The sequence below is a fragment of the Corallococcus praedator genome (genome assembly GCF_003612125.1).
Lineage (GTDB): Bacteria > Myxococcota > Myxococcia > Myxococcales > Myxococcaceae > Corallococcus > Corallococcus praedator.
The window spans coordinates 1-6,914 of record NZ_RAWI01000454.1; the positions used below are offsets into that span (position 1 = coordinate 1).

At 71.4% G+C, this 6,914-nt stretch carries 6 protein-coding genes and 1 pseudogene; all 7 read left to right on the plus strand.

The window, feature by feature from the left end; all coding sequences use genetic code 11:
• Positions 1-125: 125 nt before the first annotated feature.
• A complete protein-coding gene (locus D7Y13_RS35810; protein WP_120533298.1) occupies positions 126-863 on the plus strand; it encodes a PspA/IM30 family protein in 738 nt (245 codons plus the stop codon).
• A 33-nt stretch (positions 864-896) separates the two neighbouring features.
• Positions 897-2,084: an ABC transporter substrate-binding protein gene (locus tag D7Y13_RS35815; RefSeq protein WP_120533297.1), complete on the plus strand. Its 1,188-nt coding sequence runs from the start codon at positions 897-899 to the stop codon at positions 2,082-2,084.
• 19 nt (positions 2,085-2,103) lie between these two features.
• Entirely contained in the window at positions 2,104-2,910 is an 807-nt protein-coding gene (locus D7Y13_RS35820; protein WP_120533303.1) for a hypothetical protein, read from the plus strand.
• A 178-nt stretch (positions 2,911-3,088) separates the two neighbouring features.
• Entirely contained in the window at positions 3,089-4,738 is a 1,650-nt protein-coding gene (locus tag D7Y13_RS35825; RefSeq protein WP_120582834.1) for a hypothetical protein, read from the plus strand.
• Positions 4,735-5,439: an ABC transporter ATP-binding protein gene (locus tag D7Y13_RS35830; protein ID WP_120582835.1), complete on the plus strand. Its 705-nt coding sequence runs from the start codon at positions 4,735-4,737 to the stop codon at positions 5,437-5,439. The genes D7Y13_RS35825 and D7Y13_RS35830 overlap by 4 nt, the downstream gene beginning before the upstream one ends.
• On the plus strand, positions 5,436-6,722 hold the full coding sequence (locus tag D7Y13_RS35835) for an ABC transporter permease (protein ID WP_120533294.1): 1,287 nt from the start codon (positions 5,436-5,438) through the stop codon (positions 6,720-6,722). The genes D7Y13_RS35830 and D7Y13_RS35835 overlap by 4 nt, the downstream gene beginning before the upstream one ends.
• Positions 6,719-6,914 (plus strand): annotated as a pseudogene (locus D7Y13_RS35840) (hypothetical protein); the annotation flags it as partial. The gene D7Y13_RS35835 and the pseudogene D7Y13_RS35840, both read left to right, overlap by 4 nt.

Sequence of the window (6,914 nt, forward strand, 5' to 3'; positions counted from 1 at the left end):
GTGGGCAATCATCCGCCCGGGGTGGGCGTAGTCAGGGTGACAGGAGCCTTCCAGCCGGGTGCTTGTGGGCGACGGAGTTCGTGTAAGGTGGTTGGGATTACGCACAGGTGGAGGTGAGTGCCGACATGTGGCAACGATTCAAGAGAGCGATGCGGAGCTTCGCGGGCTTCTTCGTCTCCTCCATCGAGGATCCGGAGCTGATTCTCGAGCAGAACATCCGTGACCTGAACGACCAGGTCCCCAAGATGAACGAGTCCATCGCCATGGTCCGGGCGAATGTGACGCTGCTCGAGAAGGAGAACATGAAGTACCAGCAGGACGTGCGGGAGCTGACCGCCAAGGTCAAGGCCGCCATCCAGGCGGGCCGTGACGACCTGGCCGGCACCTACGCGACCAAGCTGCAGGGCGAGAAGGAGGCCCTGGCGCGCAACCAGCAGCAGCTGGATATCGCCAAGCTGGCCTACGAGAAGGCGCTGAACGTGAAGAAGGCGTTCATGCGCGAGAAGGACAAGAAGACCCAGGAGGCGATGAACGCTGTCCGGGACGCCCGGCGCGCCAAGTGGCAGGCGAAGGTCGCCGACACGATGGAGTCCTTCACCGTCGCTGGCGTGGACTCCACGCACGACGAGATGCTCCGCAAGGTGCAGGAGAAGACGGCCATCAACGAGGCGCGCATGCAGATGGCGCTCGAGTCGGTGGACCACCAGGCCGCGGCCATCGAGGAAGAGGCCGAGAAGATCCAGGGCGACGAGCTGGTCAAGCAGTTCAAGATGGAGATGGGCCTCCTGGACAGCCCCGCGCCCGTGTCGGACGTGGGTGCTGGCACCGAGAAGACCATCGGCAAGAAGGTGGAGATCAAGTAGGTCTCCGCCCATGAAAGAGGCCGGCGCACACGGATGAAGCTGCACCGCGGACCCGGCCTCTTTCTCTTCCTCGCGCTCTGTGTCCTGGGCGCGGGGTACGTCTTCGCCTCGCGGGCGGGTTACCTGGACCGCCTGCAGGCGCGTTTCTTCCCGTCCACCCGCGAAGCCGTGCGGCTGTCCCCCGGTGACTTTCCCGCCGGCGTGGCGGCCCCGGTGGCGGACGTGGCGTCGGTGCCCCTGCGGCCCGTGCTCATCGGCTTCACGCCCCGGGGCTCCGCCTCCGCGCTGCTGGTCGCCACCGGGGGCGCCACCACGCTGGACAACCCGGTGCCTCCTCCCGGCGCGGCGCAGGGCCTGCTGAAGACGGCCTATGCGCTGGAGGCCCGCGCGGTGCTCTTCGCGCGCGAGGAGGAACTCAAGCAGGCCCTGGCCGTGGGCGCGGAGAACGGCGGCGTGGACATGGCCGCGCTGTCGGTGGACCGGCTCGCGTCCTGGGCGCCCACGCTCCGGGACGCGGCGCCGCGCACGGTGCTGCTGGTGGGCCGCAGCCGGGGCCAGGAGGCGATGGCGGCGGTGGGCGTGCCGGACCTGGCCAGCCTGCGCGGCAAGCGCATGGGCGTGTACCCGTTCGGCTCCTCGCACTACTTCGCCCTGTGGGTGCTGGCGCGCGCGGGGCTGCGCACGTCGGATGTCCGCTGGGTGGACCTGCCCTCCACGCTGGACGCGGGCCGGGCCCTCCGTGAGGGCCGGGCGGACGCGGTGGTGGGGCTGTGGGGCGACGTGGAACTGGCGGCGCGCGACCGGGGCGGCTCGGTGCTGGCGACGACGGCGGACGCGCCGCACCTGCTGGCCACGGTGCTGGTGGCGCGCGGGGACTTCGCGGCGCGCTACCCGGACGGGGTGCGCCGGGTGCTGCGGGGCCTGCTGGACGCGGGGCAGGGCGTGCTCAAGGACCCGGCGGCCGGGGCGCGGCTGTTGGGCGAGGTGGCGCCGTACCTGGGCGACCCTTCGGAGGCCATCCGCAGCGCACCGCCCGCGACGCTGGCGGACAATCGGGCGTTCTTCGGCCTTTCCGGCGAGGCGCCAGTTACCTATGACGAGTTGTTCCAGAGCGCCGCGGCGCTCTTCCAGAAGCTCAAGCGCGGTACGGCGCCGCCCCCCGCGGAGGACACGCGGGACCTGGGCGCGCTGAAATACGTCTCCGAGGCGCGTGGGCCCTGAGCGGGAAGGGGAGTCGGACGTGGCGAAGACACCGAACTACATCAAGGCCGCGTTCCTCCTGCCGGCCAACCTGGTGGGCCTGACGACGGCGGCCATGTCCAGCGCCGTGACGCAGGAGCCGCTGCCCATGCTGGTGGCGCTGGGCGTGGAGGGCCTGTACCTGGGCGTCCTCTCGTCCATGAAGCGCTTCCAGCGCGCCGTGCGGGCGAACACGCCGGACAACCCGGAGGCCGCGCGCGCGGCGGTGGACTCGCTGCTCGCGGACCTGGCGCCGTCGCAGCGCGACCACTACCAGCAGCTCGTGGGGCTCAAGGAGAAGATCCTCGCCAACTACCGCAAGCTGCCCGGCGGCCGCGTGCTGGTGGCGGACAGCGAGCCCAAGCTGGACGCGCTGCTCACGTCGTTCCTGCGGCTCATCTCCGCGCTCAACCAGTACCGCACGTACCTGAGCGGCGCGGACCGCGACCACCTGGTGGGCGAGGTCGCGGCGCTGGAGGCGGAGGTGGAAGGCGAGCCCAACCCCCGTCTCAAGGACGTGAAGGGCAAGCGCCTGGAGATCCAACGCAAGCGCATGGCGCGCTTCGACCAGGCGGGCGAAAGCCGTGAGGTGGTGAGCCACCAGCTGGCCGGCATCGAGGACCTGATGCGGCTGACGCACGAGCAGTCCATCACCATCCGGGATCCGGAGAGCGTCAACCGGCAGCTCGACGTACTCTCCGCGGAGACGGAGTCCACCGACGAAACGGTGCGCCAGATGGAGCGCTTCCTGGACTTCACCGAGGAGACGCGCGGGCCGCTGCCGCACGGTGGCAGCCGCGTGCGGTAGGCCGGGCACGGGCCCGCCTGCCGGGCCGCCCCGTCAAAACCTGTCCGACAGTCGGACAGGTTGGACCTGAGGGGGCGGAAGGCACCTGTTCACCGTGGCACCTTGGGGGTGTGGCGGGGGGCCGCGAGGGCACACGAATAGATTGACTCTCCGGCGCAGGCATCCTGTCCTGCCGCCCATGCTCCGCCGCGTTGGCTCTCTTCCGCTGCTCCTGTTGTTGGTCGTGTTCGCCGGCTGCTCGCGCTGCGGGAAGGACGCGGCCGGTCCCGCGTCCTCGCCGGCCGGGGTGTCGCGCTACCTGCCGCGCACGGCACAGGCGGCCGTCGTCATCAACGACCTGGGGACGCTGGGCGAGAAGCTCGCGCGCTTCCAGAACCTCAAGGTGGCCTCGTTCGTCGCGCAGCTGCAGAACTTCCCCAGCGCGGAGCGCTACGCGTCCGCGGTGATGCGGCAGGTGGGCGTGGACCTGCGCAGCCGCAAGGCGCTGGAGGACGCCGGAATCGATCCGAAGCGCGGCGCGGGCGCGGCCTTCCTGGGCGGCACGCAGGTGGTGTCCGTCATCGGCGTGAAGGACGCGGACAAGCTGAAGACGACCTTCGCCACTTTCGCCCGCGCGCGGCTGGGCGCGTCGGAGGAGAAGGAGACGAAGTCGGACGCGGGGCGGCTCATCACCTTCAGCCGCCCGGGTTCGACGGAGCCCGCGCTGGGCCTGCTCTTCCTCAAGCACGACCTGGTGCTCCTGTCCGCGGGCGCGTCGGTGGCGCGGCTGCCGGAGCTGGCGGCGCTGCCGGAGGAGAACTCCATCGCGAAGGAGCCGGTGCTGGAGGCGTCCCTCAATCGGCTGACGGGGGACCGGGACTTCCACGTGTGGCTGCCGGGCGGCTCCGGCCTGCTGCCCGCGGGTACGGTGCAGGGCATCACCTTCGCGGGCCACATCGAGGAGCGCGCGGTGACGCTGCGCGCGGACGCGCCGTGGCCGGACACGCAGGCGTCGCTCGCCGCGCTGGAGCCCAAGGGGGGAGAGGCGCTGGCGGGCTGGCTGCCCCAGGACAGCTTCTTCGTGGCGCGCTTCCGGGGGGACCCGGCGCAGCTGGACGGCGTGTGGCCGTACCTCGCCGGCACGCAGGTGACGCGCGCGGTGCAGCAGGCGGGCTTCAACGTGAAGACGGAGGTGTTGGACAACCTCAAGCCGGGCATGGTGCTGAGCCTGTCGCTGTCGCCCAGCGTCAACCTGGGCTCGGGCCTGCCGGACCTGGACCTGCGGCGCACGAACCCCTTCCGCTTCGTCAACCTGGTCGCCATCGCGGAGACGAAGGACGTGGCGAAGGGGCAGGCCACGCTGGAGAAGATTCCCGGCTTCGCGGGCGGCTTCGGCGCGAAGGTGGAGGCCACGGAGCTGAGCGGCCAGAAGGCCTACCTGACGTCGTACCGCGCGGGCGAGGGCGCGCACTTCGCCCTCACGAAGGACGGCAAGCTGGTGCTCGCGGCGCCGCGTGCGCGCCTGGAGTCGTCGCTGGCCGCGCTCGCGCAGCCGGCGGGTACGGGCCCGGTGTCGGAGGATTTGAAGTCGGTGGGCAAGGACGCGGCGGTGGTGCTGCTGCTGGACCTGCGCCGGCTGTCGGACGCGGTGAAGGCGCTGCCGTCGTCCGCGTGGGGCATTGGCGGCTTCGCCATCAAGGCCACCACGGTGCGTTGGCTGGACGCCACCGACGACCTGCGCGCCGTGACGATGTCGCTGTCGCGCAAGGACAAGGCGCTGCAGGCGGAGATCTCCCTGCGCCTCACGCCCGCGCCGGCCACCACCACCACGACTCCGGCCACCCCTTGATTCGCGTTCGGGACGTCGTGAAGGAGTACGAGGACGGAGAGGGTGCGCGGGTGCGCGTCCTCGACGGCGTGTCCTTCGACGTGGAGTCGGGGGACTTCGTCGCCGTGGTGGGCGCGTCCGGCAGCGGCAAGTCCACGCTGCTGCACCTGCTGGGCGGCCTGGACGTGCACTACCAGGGCACCGTGGAGGTGGGCGGCATGAAGCTCGCGGGCCTGCGCGACGCGGAGCTGGCGCGCTTTCGCAACACGCACGTGGGCTTCGTCTTCCAGTCCTTCCACCTCATCCCCAACCTGTCGGCGCTGGAGAACGTGCTGCTGCCCTCGCACTTCGGCGCCGTCGTCCCGGAGGCGCGCAAGCGCGCGAGCATGCTCCTGGAGCGCGTGGGGCTGGGCTCGAAGCAGGACCGCGAACCGGTGCGCCTCTCGGGCGGTGAGCGCCAGCGCGTGGCCATCGCCCGGGCCCTCTTCGGCAGCCCGAAGCTGCTCTTGTGTGACGAGCCCACGGGCAACCTGGACGCGGCCACCGGCGCGGGCGTCATCGAGCTGTTCCAGGAACTGCACCGGGACGGGCTCACCCTGCTGACGGTCACCCACGAGGAGCGCATGAGCGCGGTGGCGCGCCGGGTGCTCCGGCTCAAGGACGCGCGGCTCGTGGAGGAGTCCCCGACATCGGCGGCCCTGGCGTCGCGAGGTGCCCCGTGAGGTTGGATGCACTGTCCCGACTGGTGAGGTTGTCGCTCGCACGTGAGCGGCGGGGCGCGTTCTTCTCCGCCTTCGGCGTGGCGATGGGTGTGGGCGCGCTGGTGTTCTTCGTGGGCCTGGGGCTGGGCGTGGGCCAGGTCATCCGCGAGCGCATCTTCCCCACGGATTCGCGGCTGGTGGACGTGGTGCCTCCGTCGGTGTCGCTGGGCCTGCTGGGCGGCGGCAAGCTGGACACGGGCGCGGTGGAGCGCCTGCGCGCGCTGCCCGGCGTGGAGACGGCGTACCGGAAGATGAACGTCCGCGTGCCGGCGGTGACCCGCTACGACGGCACCTTCTTCGGCTCGCGCCTGCGCATGGGCCTGGAGGTCCTGGCGGTGGGCGTGGACCCCGGCCTCGTGCAGAAGGACGTGGGGCTTCCGGAGGCGAAGGACTTCAAGGACCCCGGCGAGGGCAAGGCCATCCCGGCGCTCATCTCCACGCGCCTCTTGGAGCTGTACAACAAGACGTTCGCGCCCGCGCGCAAGCTGCCGCAGTTGTCCGCGGAGATGCTCATCGGCTTCGGCTTCCCGGTGGAGTTCAACCGCTCCTACGTGGCGGCCACGTCGGGCGGGCCCAGCTCCACGCAGCAGGCGCAGGTGGTGGGCGCATCCGACCGGGCCATGCTCGCGGGCATCACCATCCCGCTGGACACGGCGGTGCGCATCAACCGCGCGGCGGGCGCGGACGCGGACAGCTACACCGGCGTCACGCTGGTGGCGGCCGACCCTTCGTACGTGCCGGCACTGGTGGCGGCGGTGAGGGGCATGGGCTTCGAAATCGATGATCAGGAGCGACGGCTCGCGGAGAACGCGGGCGCGGCGGTGGCGCTCACCACGTCCGCGCTGGCGCTCCTGTCCATCCTCATCTGCGTGCTGGCCGCCGTGAACATCACCCACGCGATGTCCGCGTCGGTGCGCGCGCGCGCCAAGGAGATTGGCGTGATGCAGGCGGTGGGGGCCTCGCGCGCGGACATCCGCTCCATCGTCCTGGCGGAAGCCAGCGTGGTGGGCCTGCTGGGGGGCGCGGCGGGCACGTCCGCGGCGCTGCTCCTGGCCTTCGCGGTGGACCGCTTCGCCGCGGGCTACCTGCCGGACTTTCCCTTCAAGCCCGACAGCTTCTTCTCCTTCCCGGTGACGGTGCTCCTGGGCGGCGTGCTCCTGGGCCTCGTGGCCGCGCTCGCGGGCGCCTGGTTTCCCAGCAGCCGCGCCGCCGCCACGGATCCGGCGAGGACGCTCGCGGGATGACAGGACCCAAGCGCGGGACGCTGGTGGCCAACGTCCTGTGCCTGGGGGCGCTGGGGTGGCTCTATGGCGGCGAGCTCGCGGATGCCCTGCGGATCCGCACCGCGGAGGTCTCCGCGGTGACGTCGTCTCCCTCTGTCGGGCGTGCGGGCACGGTGCTGGGCCTCACGGCGGTGGGGCTGGTCGTGCTGGGGG